This window comes from Nevskia soli (genome assembly GCF_903970205.1).
Taxonomy (GTDB): Bacteria; Acidobacteriota; Terriglobia; order Bryobacterales; family Bryobacteraceae; genus Bog-113.
In genome coordinates this window covers 1-23,507 of sequence record NZ_CAJCHS010000345.1, presented here as the reverse complement: position 1 = coordinate 23,507, position 23,507 = coordinate 1, and the positions used below count along the sequence as shown (strand labels likewise).

At 60.2% G+C, this 23,507-nt stretch carries 14 protein-coding genes; 2 read left to right on the top strand and 12 right to left on the bottom strand.

Going from position 1 to position 23,507, the window contains the following annotated elements:
- The 5 genes from H1Y01_RS15230 to ilvD all read right to left on the bottom strand — a co-directional run.
- A partial coding sequence (locus H1Y01_RS15230; protein WP_180541366.1) for an Ig-like domain repeat protein occupies positions 1-6,328 on the bottom strand: 6,328 nt, incomplete at its 3' end.
- A 432-nt stretch (positions 6,329-6,760) separates the two neighbouring features.
- Complete coding sequence (locus H1Y01_RS15225) at positions 6,761-8,440, bottom strand: S53 family peptidase (protein ID WP_180541365.1); 1,680 nt, start codon at positions 8,438-8,440, stop codon at positions 6,761-6,763.
- 97 nt (positions 8,441-8,537) lie between these two features.
- Positions 8,538-9,704 carry a GGDEF domain-containing protein gene (locus tag H1Y01_RS15220; protein WP_219341580.1) on the bottom strand — a complete coding sequence of 389 codons (1,167 nt, stop codon included), beginning with the start codon at positions 9,702-9,704 and terminating at the stop codon, positions 8,538-8,540.
- A gap of 5 nt (positions 9,705-9,709) precedes the next feature.
- Positions 9,710-10,492: a TIGR00282 family metallophosphoesterase gene (locus H1Y01_RS15215; RefSeq protein ID WP_180541363.1), complete on the bottom strand. Its 783-nt coding sequence runs from the start codon at positions 10,490-10,492 to the stop codon at positions 9,710-9,712.
- Positions 10,489-12,156, bottom strand: a complete 1,668-nt coding sequence (gene ilvD / locus H1Y01_RS15210; protein ID WP_180541362.1) for a dihydroxy-acid dehydratase — start codon at positions 12,154-12,156, stop codon at positions 10,489-10,491. The genes H1Y01_RS15215 and ilvD overlap by 4 nt, the downstream gene beginning before the upstream one ends.
- 169 nt (positions 12,157-12,325) lie before the next feature.
- On the opposite strand from ilvD, the gene H1Y01_RS15205 reads away from it, so the two are divergent.
- Complete coding sequence (locus tag H1Y01_RS15205; RefSeq protein WP_180541361.1) at positions 12,326-14,398, top strand: VWA domain-containing protein; 2,073 nt, start codon at positions 12,326-12,328, stop codon at positions 14,396-14,398.
- A gap of 268 nt (positions 14,399-14,666) precedes the next feature.
- Here the strand turns inward: H1Y01_RS15205 and alr are convergent, their stop codons facing one another.
- Genes alr through H1Y01_RS15175 form a run of 6 tightly spaced genes read right to left on the bottom strand, consistent with a single transcriptional unit; the run spans position 14,667 to position 20,618 of the window.
- Complete coding sequence (gene alr, locus H1Y01_RS15200) at positions 14,667-15,809, bottom strand: alanine racemase (protein ID WP_180541360.1); 1,143 nt, start codon at positions 15,807-15,809, stop codon at positions 14,667-14,669.
- A 3-nt stretch (positions 15,810-15,812) separates the two neighbouring features.
- On the bottom strand, positions 15,813-16,898 hold the full coding sequence (locus H1Y01_RS15195) for a DUF1972 domain-containing protein (protein WP_180541359.1): 1,086 nt from the start codon (positions 16,896-16,898) through the stop codon (positions 15,813-15,815).
- Between the two features lies 1 nt (position 16,899).
- Complete coding sequence (locus H1Y01_RS15190; RefSeq protein WP_219341579.1) at positions 16,900-17,952, bottom strand: glycosyltransferase family 2 protein; 1,053 nt, start codon at positions 17,950-17,952, stop codon at positions 16,900-16,902.
- Complete coding sequence (locus tag H1Y01_RS15185; protein WP_180541358.1) at positions 17,939-18,958, bottom strand: glycosyltransferase family 2 protein; 1,020 nt, start codon at positions 18,956-18,958, stop codon at positions 17,939-17,941. Before H1Y01_RS15185 ends, H1Y01_RS15190 begins: the two co-directional genes overlap by 14 nt.
- Complete coding sequence (locus tag H1Y01_RS15180) at positions 18,955-19,947, bottom strand: glycosyltransferase family 2 protein (RefSeq protein ID WP_180541357.1); 993 nt, start codon at positions 19,945-19,947, stop codon at positions 18,955-18,957. The genes H1Y01_RS15185 and H1Y01_RS15180 overlap by 4 nt, the downstream gene beginning before the upstream one ends.
- Complete coding sequence (locus tag H1Y01_RS15175) at positions 19,944-20,618, bottom strand: glycosyltransferase family 2 protein (RefSeq protein ID WP_180541356.1); 675 nt, start codon at positions 20,616-20,618, stop codon at positions 19,944-19,946. Before H1Y01_RS15175 ends, H1Y01_RS15180 begins: the two co-directional genes overlap by 4 nt.
- Before the next feature lie 20 nt (positions 20,619-20,638).
- Between H1Y01_RS15175 and H1Y01_RS15170 the strand changes: the two genes are divergently transcribed.
- The gene (locus H1Y01_RS15170; protein ID WP_180541355.1) at positions 20,639-21,085 is read left to right on the top strand and encodes a hypothetical protein; all 447 of its coding nucleotides are present in this window, start codon (positions 20,639-20,641) and stop codon (positions 21,083-21,085) included.
- On the opposite strand, the gene H1Y01_RS15165 is transcribed toward H1Y01_RS15170, so the two are convergent.
- A complete protein-coding gene (locus H1Y01_RS15165) occupies positions 21,033-23,396 on the bottom strand; it encodes a glycosyltransferase (RefSeq protein ID WP_180541354.1) in 2,364 nt (787 codons plus the stop codon). The genes H1Y01_RS15170 and H1Y01_RS15165 overlap by 53 nt on opposite strands.
- Between the last annotated feature and the right edge of the window lie 111 nt (positions 23,397-23,507).

The window sequence follows — 23,507 nt, the reverse complement described above, 5'->3', positions numbered from 1 at the left end:
CGCCGACCGGCAGCGCGGAGATTGCCAGGGATGCGGTTCCGTTCGCGAGGGCCGCTTGCCCGATCGCTTTCGAGCCGTCCTTAAACGTGATTGTCCCCGTGGCGGCGCTAGGCGTTACGGTTGCCGTGAAGGTAACCGCCTGACCGGAAACCGACGGATTCACCGAAGATGCCAAAGCTACTGTGGTTGTTGCGGCGGATATCGTCTGTGTCACCGGCGATGAAGTGCTTGCCGCGTCATTGGTGCTTCCGGGGTAAGTCGCGGTGATCGAATGGGCCCCGACCGATAAGCCGGTGAACGGAAGGCTAGCAACTCCGTTGGCCAATGCAGCGGTCCCGATTGGATTTGCGCCGTTCTTGAAAGTAATTGTGCCCGTGGCAGTCGACGGACTAACCGTCGCCGTAAAAGTCACGGACTGGCCGAACGCGGACGGATCAGGCGACGAAGCCAGAGTAGTAACTGTGGACGCGCGATTGACTGTTTCGCTCAGCGCCGCGGATGTACCCGAGTTGTCATTCGCATCTCCGCTGTAGACGGCCGTCAGAGAGTGGGTCCCCACCGCGAGCCCGCTCGTCGACAAGGTAGCGGCGCCGCCACTCAAGGTTGCGGAACCTAATATTGCAGACCCGTTCGCGAATGTTACTTTCCCGGTCGCGAGCGAGGGAGTTACCGTCGCGGTGAGGGTGAGACTCTGCCCAAAAGCTACCGGGTTCGCCGAGGGACTGAGTGTTACCACGGGTGTTGCCTTACTTACTGTCTGGGTGATGACCGCGGAAGTGCTTGGTTTGTCGAATGTGTCGCCGTCGTACGTTGCTTTCACCGAATGCGTACCCGCGAGGAGCGTTGGCGCGGTAAAGGTTGCGCTGCCGCCTTCGAGAGTACCCGTTCCCATCGCCGCTGTGCCGCTGTAGAACACGACTTTGCCGGTAGCGGTTGTAGGCGACACGGCCGCTGTAAAGGAGATCGGCTGGCCGAAGACTGACGGATTCGCCGACGAGACTAATGTCGTGGTTGTCGAGCCTGTAGTCGCGGAACCTAGCAGCACGCTGATGTTATCGCCGTTCTGATTTACCGAGACGAGGTCGGTTCTTCCGTCGTGGTTGAAATCGGCGGCCGCGGCAAACACGGGTCCGTTAGCTGTAGCGAATGTTCCTCCCGCGTAGAACGTACCATCGCCATTGCCGTATAGGATGTCGAGCGAGTTACCGGCGGGATCGGCTATCGCCAAGTCAGGCTTGCCGTCTCCGTTGAAATCGCCCGGAGTTAGGCCCGAAGCCGTCCCGCTGCCTGTCGTATAACTTACAGGCGTAGCGAATGCACCGTTTCCGCTGCCGATAAGTATAGTCACGCTGCTGCCCGAAACATTCGCCATTGCGAGGTCGAGTTTGCCATCATTATTGAAGTCCCCGGTGATCAACATTTCGGGGACTTCGGCCACACTAATCGCCGCCGGCGCCTGGAACGTGCCGTTACCGTTGCCCAGGAGCAAGTAAACGTGGGCGTCGAAATGACTGGCGACCGCAAGGTCGGGATAACCATCGCCGTTGAAGTCTCCCACCGCAACGCTGTAAGGACTGGCCCCGGCGGGATAACTAACATCCGGTTGGAACGTTCCGTTTCCATTGCCGAGCAGGATGCTTACACTATTGCCGCTTAGATTCGCCGTTGCGATGTCGGCAATCCCGTCCCCGTTGAAATCGCCGACGCTAACCCATGATGGATTACTACCTACAGGGTTGGTCGTGGGTGATTGAAAGGTCCCGTCACCGTTTCCGAGTGCAATGGCGACGCTGTTGCCGCCGGCGGTCGCCAGAGCGAGGTCCGGAATCCCATCTTCGTTGAAATCCCCGGTGGCGACCGAAACCGGGATGGTTCCCGCAGCCGTAAATAGCGGCGAAGCAAAGGTTCCGTTGCTATTACCCAGGAACACGGCCGCGCCGCCTGCTCCGAAGTTCGCGACTACTATGTCCGCGTTCCCATCGCCATTAATATCGGCAATGGCGGCTGAATAAGGAACGTTGAGCGACCCGTAATCGACCGCGTTCTTAAAACCGTTCGCGGCGGCCGCGTTTACGGTCTGCGACATATTGGAACTACTGGGGGTATCGTTCGCATCGCCGCTGTAGTAGAAGCGGAGCGAGCTAACTCCGGACGCAAGTGTGGTCGTGGTCAGCACGGCTTTCCCATTTACAACGGGTTCGACTTCAAGCACCGCGGATCCGTCATAGAACGTCACATGGCCGGTTGCGGTGGACGGTGAAACCGTCGCGGTCATAGTTACGGACTGCCCGAGGGTGGAAGGATTCGCGGATGAACTTACGCTGATTGAGGACGCGGACAAAGGTGGATTGACTACCTGAGTCACCGTGTTGGAAGTGCCTGCCTGATCATTAGCATCACCGGAGTAAGTCGCGGTCAACGAGTAGGTCCCGGCGGCGAAAGGAGTCGCGAGAGACGCTACTCCGCTGATGACGGGCGCGATGCCGAGAGTGACCGCACCCTGGAGGAAGGTGACGGTTCCCGTGGCGGTGGAGGGGGCAATTGAAGCGGTCAGCGAGACGCTGCCCCCGGCGATCGAGGGATTCGGAGTCGTGTTCAGTGTAGTGGTCGTGATAGTTAAGATGGGCGTGACAACCTGGGCTACGGATGCGGAGGTGCTCGGCGCGTCCGCTGCGTCGCCGGTGTAAGCCGCGGTAAGTGAGTGGGACCCGGGAGCAAGCGTGGAAATACTGAACGTGGCAGCGCCTCCCGCAAGCACTCCGGAGCCGAGAAGTGTCGACCCATCGAAGAACCAAACGCTGCCCGTCGCGGTGGCCGGCATAACGACGGCGGAGAGAGTGACTAACTGCCCAGGGGTCGACGGATTCGGACCGGATGACAAGGTGGTCGACGTCGCCGGCAGTACGGCCGCAAGCAAGACGGTGACGCTGTCGCCCGACTGACTTACGACGGCGAGATCCGTGCGCCCGTCCCCGTTGAATTCCCCGACGGAAATCGACTGCGGCGTGCTACCCGTTGGGTACGCAGCCCCCGCCGTGAAGGTCCCGTCTCCCTTACCGAATAAGATGTCGACGGCGTTATTGGCTTGGTCGGCGACCGCGAGATCAAGCGTGCCGTTGCCATCGAAATCGCCGGCCGAGAGGGCGTAAGCCGAACCGCTTCCGGCGGCGTATGGCGCGGCCTGCTGAAAGGTCCCATCCCCGTTCCCCAGCAACACGCTGACGCTGCTGGTGTTCTGGTTCGCTGTCGCCAGATCGGTTTTGCCGTCTCCGTTGAAGTCCGCCGCAATAATCGATTCAGGCGGCCCGCCTACACTGTAAGTGACCGCGCTCTGAAACGTTCCGTCTCCGTTTCCCAAGAGTACGCTGACGCTATTCGAGCCAAAACTGGCGATGGCGATATCCGGCTTTCCGTCGCCGTTAAAATCCCCGACGGTAAGCGAATACGGTTGATTGCCGGCATTGTAAGTCACTGCGTTCTGGAACGTGCCGTTGCCATTGCCGAGCAGCACACTAATTCCATTACCCGTCGCACTTACCGTTGCCAGGTCGGCGATACCGTCTAAGTTGAAATCCGCGACGGCAACCGCGGAAGGCGCGTTGACGGATGAGTAACTCACGGGCGCCTGGAAGGTTCCATCGCCGTTGCCGAGCAGGATAGCCACGCCGTTACCGCTTTGGTTCGCGACCGCGATGTCCGGTTTTCCGTCGCCATTGAAGTCGTTGATGGCGATCGAGTCGCCGCCGATACCGGTCCCGAAGTATACGGGGCCGCTAAATGTCCCATTGCCGTTGCCGAGCCACACGGCGACGTTCTGACTTCCATAATTAGCAACGACCAGATCGGCGATGCCGTCTCCGTTCACGTCTCCGGCGGCGACCGCCAGAGGCGCATTGAGCCCCCCATAAGTCGCGGGACTCTGAAACCCGTTGGCGGCAACAGCACTGACCGTGTAAGTCGACACCGCGGACATGCTCGAAGTATCCATCGCATCGCCGCTGTAACTCGCGCGCAACGAATGGGATCCGGCTGCTAGCTGCGACGTGCTCAGGGAACACTGCCCGGAGACGATAGATACGCGGCCGAGTACGGTGACCCCGTCATAGAAAGTTACGGTTCCGGTAGCGCTCGAAGGAGATATCGTGGCCGTCAGCGTGACGTTCTGACCATAAGTGGACGAACTCGCGGGAACGTTCAGCGACGTCGAAGAGACGTTCAGGGGGTAAGTTACCGATTCAGTGAAGATGCTGGAGGTGCTCGCGGCATCGCCGGCATCGCCCGAATAAGAGGCTGTAAGTGGATGTGAGCCTGCTGAGAACGCGGTACTCATGCTCGCCGTTCCCTGAACCAGAGCCGCGGAACCTAGAAGAGCAGCGCCGTCGAAAAAGGCGACTGTTCCCCCTGCCGTTGCGGGTGAAACCGTAGCAGTTAGATTAACTGTCTGACCCGGAGTAGCTGGATTCGGCGAGGCGTTCAGGGTTGTCGTCGTGACGTTCAAAACTGCATTGATCACCTCGGTCAGAACGGCCGACGTGCTAGGCGCGTCGTTGGCATCGCCACGATAAGCCGCGGTTAGAGAATGGGAACCGGCGGCTAGCGTAGCCGTGCTTAGAGTCGCGGCCCCACTGCTTAGAACGCTGCTTCCCAGGCCCGTTGCCCCATCGAAGAAAGTAACTGTTCCCGTAGCCGTCGCCGGCGTCACGGTCGCAGTCAGAGTTACGTTCTGGCCGAAGTTAGCCGGATTCAGCGACGACCCGAGTTGTGTGCTTGTTGCGGGTAGTGGCGGCAGACCGAAAGAATAGAATTCGTTGCTCGCGGTTCCGTACGGGTCACCGGCGGGGAAGTTATGGTAACCCGTGCCCCAATAGAGGGTCCCATTGATAATGGCTGGAGCATTGTTTACCGATCCAGGCGCCTGGAATGTCCACAAGGTATCGCCCGAACTGGCGTTCAGTGCAAACATCAGGCCCGCTGTATCGGCCACGTAGACCACGCCATTCGCGGTGGTGATTGGCCCGACGGCCAGTGCGGGCGCCCCAATTTTGATCGGGTCGAGCCCCGGATCCGCGACTTGCCAGAGGAACGCGCCTGTGGCCGCATTCAATGCCGCCCATGAACCGCCGTTCCACGTACTCCCGGAGGGTTGCAGCATATAAGACGTTCTGGAGCTGTTACTGATCGCGACATAGACTCTTTGGCCGTCCGTCGCGGTCCCCCATACAATACCGCCTCCCTTGCTGCCAGGGCCTACAACTTGCTTCCAAACTACAGATCCGGTATCCGGATCGAGAGCCCAATAGGTGCCGCTCTTCTGGCCGGCGCCGACTAAGTCGGTTGGGACGCCGTTAATATTGGCGGTAAAGAAATTGGCGCCCGATCCGAAATCGTAGTCCGCGCCTGTTGGTATAGGACAAGCACTTCCGCCGGTGGAACAGGACCCGTTCCACGCGTCGGTGGTCGAGCACTTAGTGCCCCAGTTGATCGCTCCGGTGGTCAGGTCCAAAGCGACAATCGCATCCTCGTAGTTGTTCGGCGCCTGGCAGGCCAGCACGGCCGAGGAATTGCTGCCGGCGGCAATTTCACATGCTTCCACCGAAGCCGGAACCCCGTAGTTCTGGCCGGTCGTCACATAGAGTTGATTGCGGGATACGTCGATTGCCGGAGTGCTCGACCAGATCGCGGCGCCGGTGTAGCCGGAGGGAACCATGTAAGTCTGCCAGAGTACCTGCCCGGTTACCTGCGACAGCGCCACGACACTGCCGCGGAAGGTCGGCGTAGTGAGCTTCTCCTGACCGGACGACACGCCGATGTAGATAACTCCGTTGTAGACCACCGGAGAGCCGGTGATCACAGCGAGTTCCGTCGAATCGACTTCGACCTGCCACAGAAGGTTGCCGGATGCAGTGTCAACCGCGATAACATACGCGCCCGCCGTGTAGTTAGGGTAGCCGACGGTTGTACTGGCCCCCATGATGAGCATGTTTCCGGATAGAGTCGGCGTGCTGCGAGAAATGAAATCCGACGGTAGTCCGTAATTGGGCAGCTGTTGCGACCAGATTACCGCGCCGGTGGAGGCATTGAGCTTGTAGAGGTTGCCGGACCAATCCGGGAAGTAGACCGCGTTACCTACGGCATCGACAGCGGGAATTGCCGAGACATCGTTCTGGGTGGTGAAAGCCCACCGCTCAACAAGCGTATTTGCGTTGGAGGCGCCGAGGGTGGATTCCGTCGAGTTCCAATGACTGTTGGTGATGTCAAATCCCGAGAAAGGCCAGGTTTGAGCGCTTTGGGCAGCTAACCTCGTTCCGGTCACAACAACTGCGGCCAATACTAACGCGACCTTCGCCGCGCGAAAGGTGAAAGCGGGCCTGAAACGGCTGACGAAACCAGGAAGCGGAGCGCGGTTCTTCTTTAACAGTGATGGCCTCGGGATCGGTACGGATTATGGATGTGTCGCTACGCAAATCAACGCGCCCGCGCGAACGCCGGGAGCACCCGGGAGGCACCCGGGAGGCACAATGATAAGCTCGTAGAAATTGATTGTACTAATTCCTACACGGAATTCCAAGAGATTTCTAATTGCTTTCTTACGCTAAAAACCGCAGCCGATCGCTCCAGGCCGCCCTTCGCTGGGAGATGCTCTTGGTTATCTTAAACGGTTTCGGCGGGATGTGCCATCAAAGGAGTACTGGCTTACCGAGATGACAGGATGATGACACAGATCGGGACGCCTATAAGAACGTCCCGATCTTCTTACACATCAATATTTCACTAAGGCCGCGATCAGCCCGGCATTGGGGCTGCCCCAACCGGTTACCAGATCATAGCCCACGACGGCCGAGTACTTTCCGGATTTACCGCTCGTGATGTCATGAAAATCCGTATCGTAGATGGAAGTCACGTTCTCTGCGTAGATGATCGGATTCAGAAATCCGAGAGTCGTCTCGCTATACAAGGCTCGCGCCTGATTGACGAGAGCGATATAGCCGGCCCACATCGGCGCAGCGAAACTGGTCCCGCCATATTCGTTGGCGGTGCAGCCGCTCTGGTCGGCACACACATAGAACGTAAAGTTCGCGTTGGCCGACACGTCAGGACCGTTGCGATAGGTCGTTGAACCCTCGTTGCTGGAGTTGATCACGCCCGAAATCTGTTGCCATTTGGGAATCGCGATGTCGTCCGGCGAGATGCCGCCGCCACTGTCAATCCAGGCCGTCTCCGATTTCCACGCGCCGCCCGCTGACTCAGTTTCCAGGTCCGTGCCGCCCACCGCGACGACGTAGGCGTTGTCCGCCGGCCAGGCTTCGTGCAGCTTGGACCAGGTTGAACTGTCGCCGGAGGCCGCGAAGAAGTTCTGGCCTTGAGACGCCATCTTCTCAAAGTACGGATTGAGGGTCGTTGGATCCGCGGGCGTCCAGCCCCATGAACATCCGATGGTGGTGGGCAGCGGGTCATGAGTCGTCATGGCGCCGATCATCGCGGTATCGGTCGACCCGACATACATGACCAGACTGGCCAAACCGGGAGCCATGCCGAGCGCCTGCGTCATATCGAGCGTCTGTTCGGTGTCATCGCACCTACCGCCGGCTTTGGTATCGACACAGTTGGGGCTGGTTCCGTCGGTGGAAAGAATAGTTATCGGGACTGTATTGGTCTGCCCGACATTCGTATAGTAAGTGTTCAGATCGGCAAGATCGGTGCCCTCGTATTCAAGTAACCCGAGATTTTGGCCCGCGCCGGTTAGCGCCGTTTTCCCGTAATAAGCCGCGCGCATGTCGCTCCCAAGGAAAGAGTTTGAAGGACCGGAGCCGGTGGTCGCGTGGCTGCTGACCCCGGTGGCAATCGAGCCTTGCGCTTTAAGGTAATCGGTCTTACTCGTCAACATGGGATGCGGAATCGAGTAGTTGTCCAGACCGGAGATGTGCCATAGGTTGAAGGGGAGATCGACTGTCGGCTCCTGATCCGGCGCATAAAAGACGCGGTTCTCCGTGGGGTGCTGGTAAGTGCGCATGGTGACGTGGAAAGCCGCCTCGATGGTTGAGACCGAGCCTTTGACCTGCACGTCCATGGCATCGCGGCTACCGCCGTACACCGTGAGACCGGCGTTCCGGGCGAAAGCGACTACCGCGTCGTAAGCTTCCTGAGAAGGGCCGAACCTTGCGGTAAACTGCGCCGGCGTCAAGAACTGGCGATAGTTGGTGCTCGCCGGGTTGTAGACATCGCTGAGGAATCTGGTGAGTCCGTCGGAATCGCCAAGCGGCAAAACGATATCCAGAGTCAACGTCTGGTCTTCCGGAAGGCGGCCGACGGACGGCGCCTCTCCGGTGCGAACAGCGTCGCGCACGTGGTGCGTCAATACAGATTGGGCTTCGGCGACGCTCGACGCGATCGACGCGAAAATAAGCGCTGCGAAACAGATTGGGGCTAGTTTCCGATTCAAAATTTCTCCTTGGCTTGCGTTCGATCGTCAAAGACGTCAAACAGGCAAGAGATTGCATTATAAGCGAAAACGGCGACCGCTGTCGCGCGCCGGAAATTTACGGGTGCGCGATCGCTTCCGCGCCCGATCCCGCGGCGCGCTCCCGCTTGTGCACATACATCAGGCGATCCGCTTTGTCGATCACGTCGCGCAGCCGGGTCTGTTGTCCCTCGACCACGCCCCAGCTGAAATGCACTCGTAGCAGACCGTGACCGCGCACCCGGAAGTCGTTCAATCGCGCTTCGATTTCCGCCATTCGTTTGAGCGCGATCTCGGCCGCGTGTGAGTTAAAGAGGAGGGCAAACTCGTCACCGCCCCAGCGGTAAGCCTGATCTTCGTCGCGAATCGAAGACCGGACCAGATTGCCGACGTTTCTTAGTACCTCGTCCCCGACGATATGACCGTATACATCGTTGATCGACTTAAACCCGTCCAGGTCGAAAACAACCGCAACGCCTTCGAAACTCTCGTCTGAATCCATCCTGCGGCGCAGCGCGTCCTGGTTGAGCAGTCCGGTCAGATAGTCCAGGTTCGATTCGTTCGCCCGCTCCCGCCGAAACTTATCCAACTCCATGCCAATCTGCAAAACCCGATTGTTCTGGTTCTCAATCCACATCGCCATGGCGGAGAACGCAAGCAAGGTCTTCAGCGCCAGATCGTAGTAGCTGGAGTACTTCATGTACTCCATCCAGGCTGGCGTCAAACCACCGCGCAGAAATACGATCAGGTAATCCGCCGCGTCCTGTAAGTAGAATAGCGAGAGCGCGAGTAGAGTGAAATGAAAGAGCCGGCGCGTACCGAAACTTAGCTGGCGAAAGCTATAGAGATAGATGGCGCTCAGGATTACGGATCGCAGCGCCGCGTCGACGTTCGATTGATTCGGGCCGGCCAACTCGACGAGCAGCAGAAAAGCGGGAAATATGTAAAGTGCCCGCATGGCCGTGCGCCAATGGCTTACGCGCTCGGACGAAGCGCGCTCGGAAGACACGCGCGCGGCGGCCACCAACGAAAGAGCGAAGCCGAATTCAAAAAATGCGTGCGGCAAACGCCAGTGAGGCGATCCCGTAACTTGCCCGAGTAGAGTACAGACCCATGCGGCCGATTCAACAGCCCAGGCCAGCGACCAATAGCCGAAGTACACAACTCCCGACTGCTTCCACAAAAACAGGAACACCATCGAGAACAGGAGCGCCCCGGAGAACTGAACGTACACGCCATTCAGCATCGCGGCTACTCCCCGCAAATGGTGTGCCGCCGGATAGACAGGGCGCGGCCCGTAGTCTGGTCGGCGTCGATAATCACGGAATGTAACTCAACCATCGCTTTTGCAGCTTCCATACGAACCGGCATTGCGCTCAGGAACCGATGCAGAATGATGTCGCGATCGACCCCAATTACAGAATCGTACGGACCGGTCATCCCGGCATCGGTCTGGTAAGCCGTACCGCCTGAAAGAATACGTGTGTCGGCGGTGGGTACGTGTGTATGAGTACCGATTACTGCCGTCACGCGACCGTTTAAGTACCAACCCATCGCAACTTTCTCGCTGGTCGCTTCGGCGTGGAAATCGACGAACCGAATCTTAACCGAGGGATCGAGGCTGTTTAAGAGCGCGTCGGCCTTGCGGAATGGGTCGTCGATCGGAGTCATGTGGGTGCGGCCCTGCAGGTTCAACACGGCATAGGGAACCTGCGAGGCGGTTTGATTCTGATAGATCCCGCTCCCCGGTACGCCATCGGGGAAGTTAGCGGGCCGCAGCAGGCGCGGCTGCCGCGCGTAATAGTCATAGCTTTCTTTCTTGTCGAAGCTATGGTTACCGCCGGTGAGTACGTCGATTCCCAGCGCGATCAGTTCCTCGCCGATCATTGGAGTGATGCCAAAGCCGCCGGCTGAGTTTTCGGCGTTGGCAATTACCAGGTCGATGGCCTGCGACGAGCGAATGTCCGCGAGATGATCCGCTACGATGCGCCGGCCCACATGTCCATAGATATCTCCGATAAAGAGGATCTTCACACGGGACCCGTAACCGCGCCTTCGGAAGCGGAGCCGACCAGCGCGATGTACTTGGCGAAAACTCCGGTGCGGTAGTGCGGCTGGGGAGCTTTCCAGCCACTGAGTCGCCGCTCCAACTCCGCCGCGTCGATTTCGATGTTTACTACGCCGGCATCCACGTCGACCAGGATCGAATCGCCTTCCACAACTGCCGCGATCGGACCGCCGTTGGCCGCTTCCGGGGCGACGTGCGCCACCATGAACCCGTGCGTGGCGCCGCTAAACCGGCCGTCGGTGATCAGGGCGACATCTTCCGAAAGCCCTGCGCCGACAATCGCGCTCGTGACGCCGAGCATTTCGCGCATCCCGGGACCGCCGCGCGGACCTTCATACCGGATGATCACGACATCACCCGATTGAATACGGTTCTCGGTGACGGCGGCCATGGCGTCCTCCTCGCGCTCGAACACACGAGCGGGTCCGCGATGCAGGCGGCGTTCATGACCGGCCAGTTTGACGACGCAGCCTTCGGGCGCAAGCGAGCCGCGGAGCATCTGCAGGCCGCCCGTGGTCTTCAGCGGATTACTCAAGGGACGAATCACCTGCTGGCCCGGCGTCTCGCGCGCATCCGCAGCTTCTTCAGCGAACGTGCGGCCCGTACACGTGAGCGCGCCGCCATGGACGAACTTGCCCTCTTCCAGGCGATGCGCGATGACCGGAATGCCGCCCGCTCTATCTACATCGACGGCCACGTACTTCCCGCCCGGCTTCAGATCGACAAACAGCGGCGTGCGGTTGTTGATGGGGTTGAAGTCGTCGATGGTCAGCGGCACGTGCGCCTCGCGCGCCATGGCCAGAAGATGCAGCACGGCGTTGGTCGATCCGCCGGTACCCGCGACCCCCGCGATCGCATTCTCAAAGGCTTGGCGCGTCACGATGTCGCAGGGCTTGCGATCTTTCAGGACGCAATCCATGATGATCTCGCCGCAGCGGCGAGCGACGTCGTTCTTGCGTGGGTCCACTTGCGGCACCGCGGCGGTGCCCATCGGAGAGAGCCCGATGAGTTCCATCACCGTGGCCATGGTGTTGGCGGTGAACTGGCCGCCGCATGCGCCCGCGCCGGGGCAGGCGTGGTTCTCGATATCGAGGAGTTCCAGATCGGAGATGCGGCCGCGGGCGTGTGCGCCCACGGCCTCGAACACGTCTTGAATCGTGATGTCGTGGCCTTTGTAGGTGCCGGGCAGGATCGATCCGCCGTAGAGGATGATGCCGGGCGTGTTGAGCCGAAGCAGCGCCATGGCCGCGCCGGGGATCGTCTTATCGCAAGCCACCAGCGCGACGATTCCGTCGAACATGTGTCCGCGCGCGACCAGCTCAATCGAATCGGCAATCACTTCGCGGCTGACCAGCGAGGCTTTCATGCCTTCGGTGCCCATGGTGATTCCATCGCTGATGGCGATGGTGTTGAACTCCATGGGCGTTCCGCCGGCCGCGCGTACGCCTTCCTTGACATAGACGGCGAGGTCGCGCAGCTTGTAGTTGCAGTTCATGGTCTCGGTCCAGGTGTTGGCGATTCCGATGATCGGTTTGCGCAGGTCCTCGTCCGTAAAGCCGATCGCTTTGTAGTAACTGCGTGCCGGGGCGCGGCTGGGCCCTTCCAGAATCGTGGCGCTCTTGCGGGTCATATCGGTAACGTACAAGGGTAACAACCGCTCGGCTGCCCCGATAGGGTTAACACGGCTGAACAGCGGCGGACCCTCCCTCTGACCGTAAAGCCCCACTCCGAGCCCGACCGAAAGGGAGGGTATCCGGGTAGAACGGTGACTGTTGGGGGTTCTGCTAGACTCAGCACCAATGTCGCCCAAGACTTACGCGGCGCTTGCGGTTCTGGTCTGCTCCGCTTGGTCACTGGCGGAGCAGCCGTCTACTGTCTTCACAGTCACGTCGACGTTAGTGCAGGCTGACGCGGTAGTTACCGACTCCAAAGGCCGGTATGTAAACGACCTGAAGGCTGACGATTTCGAGATCTATCAGGACGGCAAACTCCAGAACATCACGAACTTCTCGTACGTGCTTGTTACGACGCCAAACCCCAGCATTACCGGCACTAAGCCCAGTTCCAGTCCCGATGCCGTTCCTTACTCGACTTCGGCCATAAAGCCGGAGGATGTGCGCCGCACGATCGTGCTGATGGTGGATGACCTGAGGCTGTCGTTTGTTGACATGGCATATGTCCGCTATGCGCTCCAGAAATTCGTCGAGCGCCAGATGCAACCGGGCGATCTGGTCGCGGTGTGCCGGACCGGAGGCGGGTCCAACGCGCTGCAGCAGTTTACAACCGATAAGCGAATACTCCTCGCGACCATTAAGGGCCTGCGCTGGAACTCTAACGGAGTCGCCGGCATTGATTACTTCCAGGCGTACGGACAGTACGGCCAAGCCCTACCGGTGGCTGCGAATGCGCGCGATAGCACCGCGTCTCTTCGTGAAGACGACTATTTCGAAGAGTTGCGCCGTTCGACATTTACGGTAGGTACGCTCGGCGCGATCAACGATGTCGTCGGCGCGTTGCATCAGATGCCCGGCCGCAAGTCGGTCGTGCTTGTCTCCGACGGACTCTCGCTTGCCGAACATGACCCGCTGGTCATCGACGCGTTCCGTAAGTTAGTAGACCGCGCGAACCGCTCCGGCACGGTCATCTACAGCGTTCATGCCGCCGGGATTACATACGACGGGCCCGACGCGCAGGACAACATTCATTTGGATGGCAGCGCGGAACACATCCACGATCTGATCGGTTCGCTGACCGATGTTGGCGGCGGCATCACGCGCGATACGTTCAACCAGGGGCGCGATGTCGAGAATCAGATCGCGCAGCAGGGTATGGCGGACCTGGCGGCGCGGACCGGCGGCTTCTCCTATGAGAACGGCAACGACATGAATTGGGGACTGGGCCGGATTCTCATGGACCAGTCCGGCTATTACCTGATCGGATACAAGCCGGATCAAGCGCTGTTCAACGAGAAGAACGGTCTGCCGGGCTATCACCACATCACGGTCAAGGTGAAGCGCGCCGGATTACACGTGCGGTCGAGAACCGGGTTCTTTGGTCAGACAGACCAGGAGTCGGCTCCCAGGTATCTGGGTCCCATCCAGCGCATGCAGGCCGCGATGCTGTCGCCGTTTCAATCCTCCGGTATCCATTTGCGCCTGACCGCGCTTTACGCCGAAGTTCCCCGGCACGGTACGGTGGTGCGCAACCTGCTCCATATCGACGCGCGCGATATCGCGTTTCAGGTCGAGGCTGACGGGTCGGCAAAGGGCAGCATTCAATTGCTGGCCGTAGCTACCGGCGCGGGGCTGATCCCGCTCGAAGCGGTCGCTCCGACTTATCAGTTCAAGGTGACGGCCGAGCAGTTGAAGCGCGTCAAGGCGGACGGGATCCCTTACACGCTCGATGTTCCGGTAAAGAAGCGCGGCGCTTATCAGATCCGGGTGGCGGTCAGAGACCCCGGCACGGGCTTGATCGGATCCGCGAGCCAGTTCATCGACATTCCCGATCCGAAGAAGCTGCGCGTCGCGCTGACCAGCATCGTTCTTCAGGACGGCGAGGCGCCATCGGTGAACGCCTCGGCCACGCGCCAGTTGAAGCGCGGCGGCGAGCTGGAGTACTTCTGCGAGATCCAGAAGGGCGCGGCGGATAACCTCGCCTCGAAGGTTCGCATTCTCCGGGACGGTGTGGAGGTGTACTCGGGGCCGGCCAAATCGATGCGGCTGGACGGCGGCAAAGTCGCGCTAACCGGGCGGCTGAAGCTGAATGGCGCGATGAGTCCCGGCGATTACTACCTGGAGCTGGTGGCTAGCAATCCGGCTGATCCCAAACGTGCGACAGCTACGCAGTGGACGGATTTCGAAGTCACGCCGTAAGGCATGTAAGACGTCGGTTTGTAATGCCGCGCACTACAAAACGACAAAACACGCGAGCCTTGCGGGAACGCGCCCATTCTTTGCAAGTGCTTGGCTTTAAGTCTTTACATGCATTGGATTTAACTCTACTTTTACAGACTGCTGAAGTATAGTGCAAAGTGTTACAGGGGCATTTATAGGCCTTAAAAAGCGCTAGGGATATAAGTTTTTTCCACAGGTAATCCACGTCGCGTGTCAATCGTGCATCTTTCGCGAGGTCCGCGGCGAGTCAGTCGATATACACTCGCTCTACACGCGGCTTGATTCCGCACAGCACGTTGTAGGAAATGGTGCCCGCCACCCGCGCCATCTCCTGCGCGTTAATAGACAAACGGCCTTCCGTACCGAGCAGGGTGACGTCGTCGCCGGGGGAGAGTTTGGCGGAATCGGTGATATCGATTGTGGTCAGGTCCATGGAAACGGTGCCCAGAATCGGCGCGAACTTGCCGCCCGCGATGACGCGGCCGCGGTTGGAGAGCCGGTGCGGGATGCCGTCGGCGTATCCGGCGCCGAGGATGGCCATGCGCGTAGCGCGCCTGGTGCATGCCGTGCCGCCGTATCCGACCAGCGTGTTCGCCGGCACGTCTTTGACGGCGACGATCTTGGCTTTCCACGATAGCGCGGGCGCCACGGCGAGGTCACTCGGGGGACCGTTGCCTTTGGCCGGCGAAACATATCCATAGATCGCGTGACCGGGCCGCACGATCGTGCGCCACGCGTGCGGACGGGCGTACGCGATCGCGTTGGTGCTGGAGAGATGCAGGTATTTCGGCCGGACGCCGAGTTCCGCTAACGCGCCGGTTAGCTCGTCGAAGCATTCGATCTGAAGGGTCGTCTGGGGAGTGGTGAAATCGCTGGCCGACGCGAAGTGGGTGAGCAGGCCTTCGCAGCGGGCGGACCGCAAGCCCGCAAGCGCGTGCGCGATCGCGGCGGGTGTGGCTCGCGTGCCGAGGCGCGCCATCCCGGTATCAAGCTTGAGGTGGAACGGGAGCGGCTGCCCGGCTGCTAGCGAAGCTTTATCGAAGGCCGCGATGTCTTCGAGCGAGTGGGCGACCGGAGTCAGCCGTTGGGCGATGGCGACAGCGGGATCCGGAGCCAGAAGTCCGGCCATCACGAGGATTTCCGCTTTGAGCCCGGCGGCACGCAACGCGGCTCCTTCAGCAACCGTGCTGACCGCGAGCCAGCGCGCTCCATGGGCTTCCAGCACGCGCGCCACTTCAACCATCCCGTGACCGTAGGCCTCCGCTTTGACCACGCCCATCACGTCGACATCGGGTCCTACGGTTCGGCGAACCGCGTTGTAATTCGCGGCAAGCTGCCGGCGCGAGATTTCGACATAGCAACGAGCGGAGCTGGGCGTTGATCGAGTCACCGATTATTGGGGGTGGAGTGACCGGAACAGCTCTTCATACTGCGTGGTCACTACTTCCCAATCATAACGTTCGGCTACCCTTTGGCGAGCTAGCTCGCCGAACGCCCGGCGCTCCTGTTCCGGCATGGTGAGAGCGCGTTGCATGGCTTCGAGCATCCCCGCCTCATCGGAGAACGGGATACCCGTGCCGCCGCACACCTCGACGTTCTCAGGAGTATCCCGGTAGAGAACGAGCGCGCCGCGTCCCATCTGCTCGATCAACGCGGGATGGGTGCCGCCTACTTCCGTCGCTTGTATATAGGCGAAGCAGTTGGAACCGAGCTCGCGATAGTCGCGGCCGTAGAGCGCGCCTGGCATTACGATACGCGGGTCTTTCGTATGGCGTACTTCGGCGATGTAGTCGCGCGCGTGCGGCGCGTCCCCGACCAACGCAAGCTTCTTAGTCGTCTTAAGCTTCTCGAAGGCGCGCCGGACGGTAAGTGGATGGTTTTCGGGTTCGAAGCGGCTGACATAGAGAAAGTACTCTTGGGGTTCGAGATGTAGGCGGGCTAGTGTAGTGCCGGGCGGTTCGAGGGCCGTATCCGCGCCATAGGCGATAAATACAGAGTCTTTGCCATAGCGATCGAGATAGTAAGCCTGAATCACCTCGGCGTCCGCGACAATGCGGCTGGGCAACACGGTCGCGAGATGTTCGGAAATCAGGTACCAGGCTTTAGCGAACGCGTTCCACTTCTTGCGCTTACGCTCAATCCCATCCACGTTCAGAACAACTGGAATGCCGCGCAGCCTCGGAAGCACCGTGAAGGCCGCGTTGGCCGCGTTGCAGTAGAGCGCCACATCGCATCTTTGGGTAACTAACCACAAGGTCGAGACGAAGGTATGGGAGAGAGTATCCAGGTATTTGTGCCGGATGGTGGGGAGCCACACCAGGCGAACGCCCTTGTAAGTGGGTGACGGATGCTTTTCGCGGCAACATACGGTAACTTCATGGCCGCGGCCGGCGAGTCGAACGGAAAGCTCTTCCGCGAAGGTTTCAAAGCCGCCGTAGTTCGCCGGAATGCCGCGCGTCCCGAGCAGCGCGATCCGCACGCTACCGGCGGGCTGCGCGAGAACGCGCCGTCACCGCCGCGAGCTTCTTGGGAGCAGGCTTACTTACCGGCTTGAAGTTGAACCAGCTTGCCAGATAGTCATTCTCCACGCGCTGGCGCGCCATGATGCGCTGCCGCTTCTCGACGACTTTCTTCCAGTTCTGAGCCAGGAACCAGAAGGCTCGCAGCGAACTCTGTTCCCGAACCAGGCAACAGCCGATGACTACCGCATCGCGGAAGGTGATGGACAGCCAGTTCTTGCGGTAAACATCCCAGGTGATGTTCTTGATACGCAGCAGAAACCGGTTCTTCACCGAGTGCATATTGATCTCGGCGGGCAGCGCGCGCCGGTTTCCCGGAAGCACTTTGCGCACATGATAACCGCACGCGTACGGCACATACAGACAGCGCCAGCCCATGATCTGGGCGCGCCACGCGACATCGGCGTCTTCACGGTAGACGAAGAAATCGCTGTCGAAAAACTCACCGTCGAGCGAAATGTCTTCGATCATCTCGCGCCGGTAAAGCGCGGCGGCCGCGGTCGCGCCGAAGACATACTCATACTGGCGGTAGTTTCCGTTGTCTACCTCCAGACTCCCCCGATCCAAATGGCGTAGGTTCGGCGTGAAGTAGATACCGGTAGAATCCACCACAGGCTTCTCCGGGAAGTCGAACGTCGAAGTCATGGTGAGCAGCTTGCCGCACACGGTTCCGACGCGAGGCTCGGATGTTCCGGCCTGAACCAACTGATCGATAAAGCCCGGCAATAGTAAAACGTCCGGGTTTAGAGTAAGGAACCAACTCGCATTCGACATGGCGATCGCCTGGTTCTGCGCGGAAGCGAAGCCGACGTTTTCCTCGTTGTAGTGAATGCGAATGCGGTCTTCGAACTGTTCCAGAATGTCGATGGTACCGTCGGTCGAACAGTTATCGATCACGATGACGTCGAGATCGGGATACCGTTGATCGAGAACCGAATCTAAACATCGCTTGATGAAACGGCCACTGTTGTAAGTGACTACGGTCACGCATACAGATCCGCTATTTCGCATCATTCGAGACCGAATTTTTCCTCATTGCGGGCGATAAGAATAGGACTTCCCCGAACGCGACCTTGCTCTTCCAAATTGAGCCGAAAGCCAAGCTGACCACACGGCCGTAAACGCGAGATAAGTCGCGAAATCGATTGCCGGGCGGTGGACTCGATGGATGCGCTGCGCCAACGAACAGACGCGGCGCTAAGCCGCCGATCACGCTCAGACAGGTCAGAACTCTTCCGCCAAGACTGAAGTGCTTTATCGAATACCGCAGTAGACTAACATACCAATACTCGGTTTTCGTTCCAAGTCCAATTGAGTTTAGCGAATGACCGCCGCGGTGCCGGGCGATCGAGTCCGGTCTATATAGGACTCGCAAACCGGCGCTCCGGATTCGTTTACAAAAGTCAACGTCCTCGAACCACAACGGAAAAAACCCTTCGTCCAGTCCCTGCATTTGCCCCCATACATGGCGGGGAAACATCATGAATGCTCCCGCGGGCTGATCGATCTCGGCTGCCCGGTTCAGGTCGATATCGAAGCAACGGAATCGCCAGTTCACGGGATTTCCCGGCCAGAGCCGATTTATGAACAGATTTTCGAAAATAAGCGCCTCGGGCGTGGGAAACCGCCGGACATTAAACCCTCTTTGTGGAACACCGCCGGCGTCAATAAGTTTGCCTCCGACAGCGCCGGCGCCAGGCTCGCTGCAGGCCTGAATCATGCTGTCGACACGGCCGCATAGAATAGCGTCGGGATTCAGCATGAGCACGAATGGCGCGGTGCTGGCGTGAACTCCCTGGTTCACGGCTGCCGCGAATCCGCGATTCTCCGGGTTGGCAATGAGCCTGATCCGGGAGCTTGCGGCTGCGCGCTTCGCGACCCGTGACTGTGTGCCGTCAGTCGATGCGTTATCGATCACGACGATCTCCGCCCCGGTGGGTTCGGCGGCAGCGAGGCAGGCGTCGATCACATCCGCGGATTGATACGTCACGATCACGATGGCAAGCTCCGGTTGTGTCATTCGGACTCAGGGCCTGTGATGAGGAAGTACAAGCGCCAGTAAAGATCCGGCTTGACCTTCTGTATGCCGCGGATCTCGCGTTCCGAGGCGGCCAGCAGCCGCGTTAGACTCCCTTGATCGAGCGGTTGCGCCGCAACGTTGCGCTTCGCGCCGTCGAGACGGCCTCGTACCCATGAACCCAGGCGGAAGTGCCGGCACGCGACCAATCCCCATAGGAATTGGCCCGCGATTATCTTCCAACGAAACTGTTTCTGAACCTGCAACGGATACAAACGCTTGACGAGCAGCACCTGATTGCGTGCATTGAGTTCGACGACGCGCCGGCTCCAGTGGGACGACGAACCCTGACCGACGTGAGTCGCTTGCGCCTTTGGCACGTAGAAGCCCCGATAACCGGCAGCGGCGCAGCGCATCGAGAAGTCGACGTCTTCCAGATACGACTCGTACACTTCGGCAAACCCGCCGACCCGATCGAATAACTCACGGCGATAGATGGCGGCGGTCGCGGGGCATAAAGCGATCTCCCGCTCCGGCGAGAATTGCGGTCCGTCTTTCCGGCCCTGCCCGTTGCGATAGGCGCAGCCGCTCGACGCGATCAGGTCCCAGGTACCGTCGATTCGCGTGGGATCGCGCGCCATCAGCAGTTTGCCGCACGCATACCAGGCGTCGACCGCAGTTGCGCGCTGAAGCAGTTGTTCCAGCCAATCCGGCTGCAATGCGACGTCGCTGTTCAGCAGCGCGATCCACTCGGTTTGCGCCAGGGCAATTCCACGATTCACGGCCGCAGCGAAGCCGAGATTGCGAGGCATGCGCAGATACTGCGCGCCCGCTTGGGCCGCGATCGAAGCGATGTCTTCGGTGGACGCGTTGTCCACAATCACGATGCGCTCGGGCTGAACGGTTTGGTCCGCGATTGACTTCAGGAGCACTCGTAACAGATCCACCTGATTCCAGACGGGGATGACGAGGGCAACGCTCGGCGTCGTCAACGTTGGAACCGCTTGCGAACCAGGAACCAGAGGTTCGCCCAGCCGTCGCGCCAGGCATTTAGTTTGGTTTCACCCATGCGCGATGTGTAGATGATGGATATCTCGCCGAACGTGATTGCGCGGTTGCGAATGGCCTCGATCTTGATCTCTTCCGAAAACGCCATGCCTTCCGCAATCAGCTTCATGTCCTTGAGAATCGAGCGCCGGAACACCCACATGCCGGACTGCGAATCGCTTACCCACCGCAAGAAGAGCAAGGACATCGCCAGCGATAGCACTAAGTTCCCGAACTTATGTTTGGGGCTCATCGCGCGGGGGTCGCGCACCGGAAAACGCGACGCATTCAAGAAATCCACTTGCAGATGAAGAAACGCTTCGAGTAGATACGAGATGCCGCTGACCGGGTAACTATGATCGCCGTCGAGAGTCACAATGATGTCGCTGGTCGCCTCGGCGAATCCGCGTTTATAAGCGCGCCCGTAGCCGCGAACGCGTTCTCCGATAACCTTGGCGCCGAGCCGGGCCGCGACCTCGGCCGTGCGGTCGGTGGAGTCGTTATCCACGACGATCACTTCGTCGATAAAGTCGGGAATGGAAACAAGGACCTGCTCGATCGCTTCCTCCTCGTTGAGGCACGGGATGATTACCGTGACCGAGCACCCTTTGTACATGTCGTAACATGACGATTGTAATGAAGCTGTTCCTGATGGTCATCCTGGGCGCCGGTTGGATGGCGGCGCAGACGCTGCAGAGCGTACACACGGTGTATGTCTTCCCGATGCAGAACGCGTTCGATCAATACCTGGTGGACCGCGTGGTGCGCGATCATGTGTTCGAAGTGATTTCCGATCCGGCGAAGGCCGACGCGGTATTTACGGATCATCTGGGCCAGGCGTTCGAAGACGCGTTCGACGATCGGGTGCTGGATCTGGAGAGCACTCCGAATGCCGAGGTGCACCGCGCGTTCAGTTCCTCGCGCGGCACGTTGTTCCTGGTGAATCGCGCGAAGCAGGTGGTCTGGTCGGATTTCGAGAAGCCGGGGAATACGACGCCGAAGGATCTGGATCGCAAAGCGGCGCGCGCGGTTAAACACCTCGAGATGGCGCTGAATCCGAAGCCTGTTTTGCCTCCTTCTTAGTTCGTAACCGCTCGCGATAGCTGCGTTCGAGGCGGCCGATCACGGCGGTGCTGTCCCAGTTCTGTTCGATCTCCGCGCGGGCTCGCCTGGCCATGTCTGTTGCCGCTTCGGGATCGCGCAACAGGGCCAGTGTCCGGCTCGCGAAGTCGTCCGGTTCGTCGGCGAGGGCGCAGACATCGCCGTCGGTTCTGGCGAGTCCTTCGGCTCCGATGCGGGTGGAGACGACGGGGGTTCCGGCCGCAAAGGCTTCGAGCAACTTGACGCGAACGCCCGAGCCGCTGAGGATCGGGCAGATGAAGACGGCTTTCTCCGCCAGTAGCGGCTTGACGTCGGCGATCGTGCCGAGCATTTCGATCTGGGGGTAGCGCGCGAGCTGCCCGTCTTTCGAGGGGTCGAATCCGGCGAGATAGAAGCGCAGCTCCGGGCACTCCGCGATCACGCGAGGCAGCACGCGGTCGATGAACCACTCGACGGCCGCGCGGTTCGGTTCATGGCGCGAACTGCCGATGAAGAGCAGCGATTTCGGTTCGCGCGGGCCGCCGGGGAACTGATAGGCATGGGCGTTGATCGCGGCGCGCAGTCCGCTTCGAATACGAGGCGCCAGCGCGGGGGCGAACGGCACGAGGTAGTCGCGGTTTTCGCGAGTGCATACCTGGATTTGATCGAAGCGCGGCAGCATTTGCAGCTCGAAGCGCAAGGCGCGCAGGTACTCGAAACGGGCGCGGGCGCGGGCCAAAGCGGAGGGCAGAAAGTGGGCGGTTCGAGCGACCGATTGGAAGTAGATGTCGTGTTCGAAAATCGCGCTGACGACGTTTCGGAAGGGCTCGCCGTATTGGCCCATCGGGGTGTATTCGAGCTGCACGACGTCGATCCGGCGCATGTAGATGGTGCGATCGATGGCCCAGCGTACGTCGGTGCTGGCCCACTCGGTCACGGCATGCGGTTGGCTGGAGGCGAACTCGCGGTTCTTGGGTCGGAGTATTAGCTCGACCGAGGCGCATAGGGATTCGAGCGCGCGATTGGCTGCGGTTTGATCGGCCTTGTCGTCGAATGTGTCGAGGAGTATCAGCGCGTGAACTTCGTGGTGTTGCGAGAGCTCGCGCAGGGCTTCGTACATGAATACGGCCCCTCCGTGAACGGTGGGCAGGATCGGGTAGGGGGAGACGAAGAGGATGCGGAGCTTCTCGCTCTCGGCGGCCACCGGAAAGAAGAGATCGCGGAAGTGCGACGGGCGCGAGTGGGCGAACGCTTCGGTGTCGCTGAGCGTCGCGAGCGAGCGTGCGCGGCGGCGCGATCGGATGGCTCCGGGGAGTTGCGTGAAGGCACGCCCGATGCCCGCGAAGTTCGTCCGCAGCGGCCGGTGACCGCCCATCGCGCTTGCTACCGCGCCGGTCCATGCCTGCCAGAAACAGGCTGCCAGACGCGGCCACTCGCCGATGTTCTTCCATGCGAAAAGCAGATAGTTCTTCTTCAGCACGGCTTCGATATAGGCGGAAGAGAACTTGCGTCCGATGGTGCCGCGGTGTTCGTGAAACACGACGCTGGCGGGTTGATAGAACACGGTCCAGCCGCGCTTCCACGCATTGAAGCCGAGATCGGTGTCTTCGAGATAGAACGGGGCGAAGATCTCGTCGAAGCCGCCGAGTTCCAGGAACTTGGCGCGGTCGAACGCGGCTGATCCGCCGCCGGCATAGAAGCAGGGGAACAGGGTGTCGACGCTCGCGTCATCGCGATGGCTGACGCGCAGCCGGCCGTTTTCCCACCGGCCTTCAGTAAGACCGGTCTCTTCGCGGCGCTTGCTCGGATCGCTGAGGAAGATCTGGCAGGAGACGGCGAAGACCTGCGGGTTGGTGAAGCCGTCGAGCAAGGGTTGGAGGAACGCGGGATCGACGCGCATGTCGCTGTTGAGCAGGACCACGATATCGTTCCGGGCCGCGCGGAATCCTAAGTTGGAGCCGCCGCCGAAGCCGAGATTGACGGGCAATTCAACGACGCGCAGGTCGGGGAAGTGCTCGCGCAGGTAGGCTGCGCTGCCGTCGGTGGAGCCGTTGTCGACCACGATGATCTCGTTGGCGGGGTTGCCTTGCAGCGCTTCAACGACGGAGGGGAGATACCGTTCGAGCAGATCGCGGCCATTCCAGTTGGGGATCACGACACTGGCCGCCGATGTATTGGGCATTTTGTCGTCGCGCGGCTGCATACGGGCGAAGAGCGCATGCGCGAGATCGGTGAACGCCAGTGCCAGAGCCGCGAGGCACAGCAACACCGGAGCGACGATCAGCGATCCGAAGAACTCGAGGACGCGCTTCATTCGCGCGCGAGCGGACCGACGTGCAGCGTCTTGCCGAGGCGTACCCAGCGCGAGTCCCGATGCATGGCGAGCACATGGTCAAGCTCTTTCCCGCGCGCGACAGCCGCCTGT

Excerpts from the sequence above, each read along its gene's own strand:
- H1Y01_RS15220 (WP_219341580.1), bottom strand. The coding sequence starts at position 9,704 with ATGCTGAATGGCGTGTACGTTCAGTTCTCCGGGGCGCTCCTGTTCTCG.
- ilvD (WP_180541362.1), bottom strand. The coding sequence starts at position 12,156 with ATGACCCGCAAGAGCGCCACGATTCTGGAAGGGCCCAGCCGCGCCCCG.
- H1Y01_RS15205 (WP_180541361.1), top strand. The coding sequence starts at position 12,326 with ATGTCGCCCAAGACTTACGCGGCGCTTGCGGTTCTGGTCTGCTCCGCT.
- H1Y01_RS15190 (WP_219341579.1), bottom strand. The coding sequence starts at position 17,952 with ATGATGCGAAATAGCGGATCTGTATGCGTGACCGTAGTCACTTACAAC.
- H1Y01_RS15185 (WP_180541358.1), bottom strand. The coding sequence starts at position 18,958 with ATGACACAACCGGAGCTTGCCATCGTGATCGTGACGTATCAATCCGCG.
- H1Y01_RS15175 (WP_180541356.1), bottom strand. The coding sequence starts at position 20,618 with ATGTACAAAGGGTGCTCGGTCACGGTAATCATCCCGTGCCTCAACGAG.
- H1Y01_RS15170 (WP_180541355.1), top strand. The coding sequence starts at position 20,639 with ATGAAGCTGTTCCTGATGGTCATCCTGGGCGCCGGTTGGATGGCGGCG.
- H1Y01_RS15165 (WP_180541354.1), bottom strand. The coding sequence starts at position 23,396 with ATGAAGCGCGTCCTCGAGTTCTTCGGATCGCTGATCGTCGCTCCGGTG.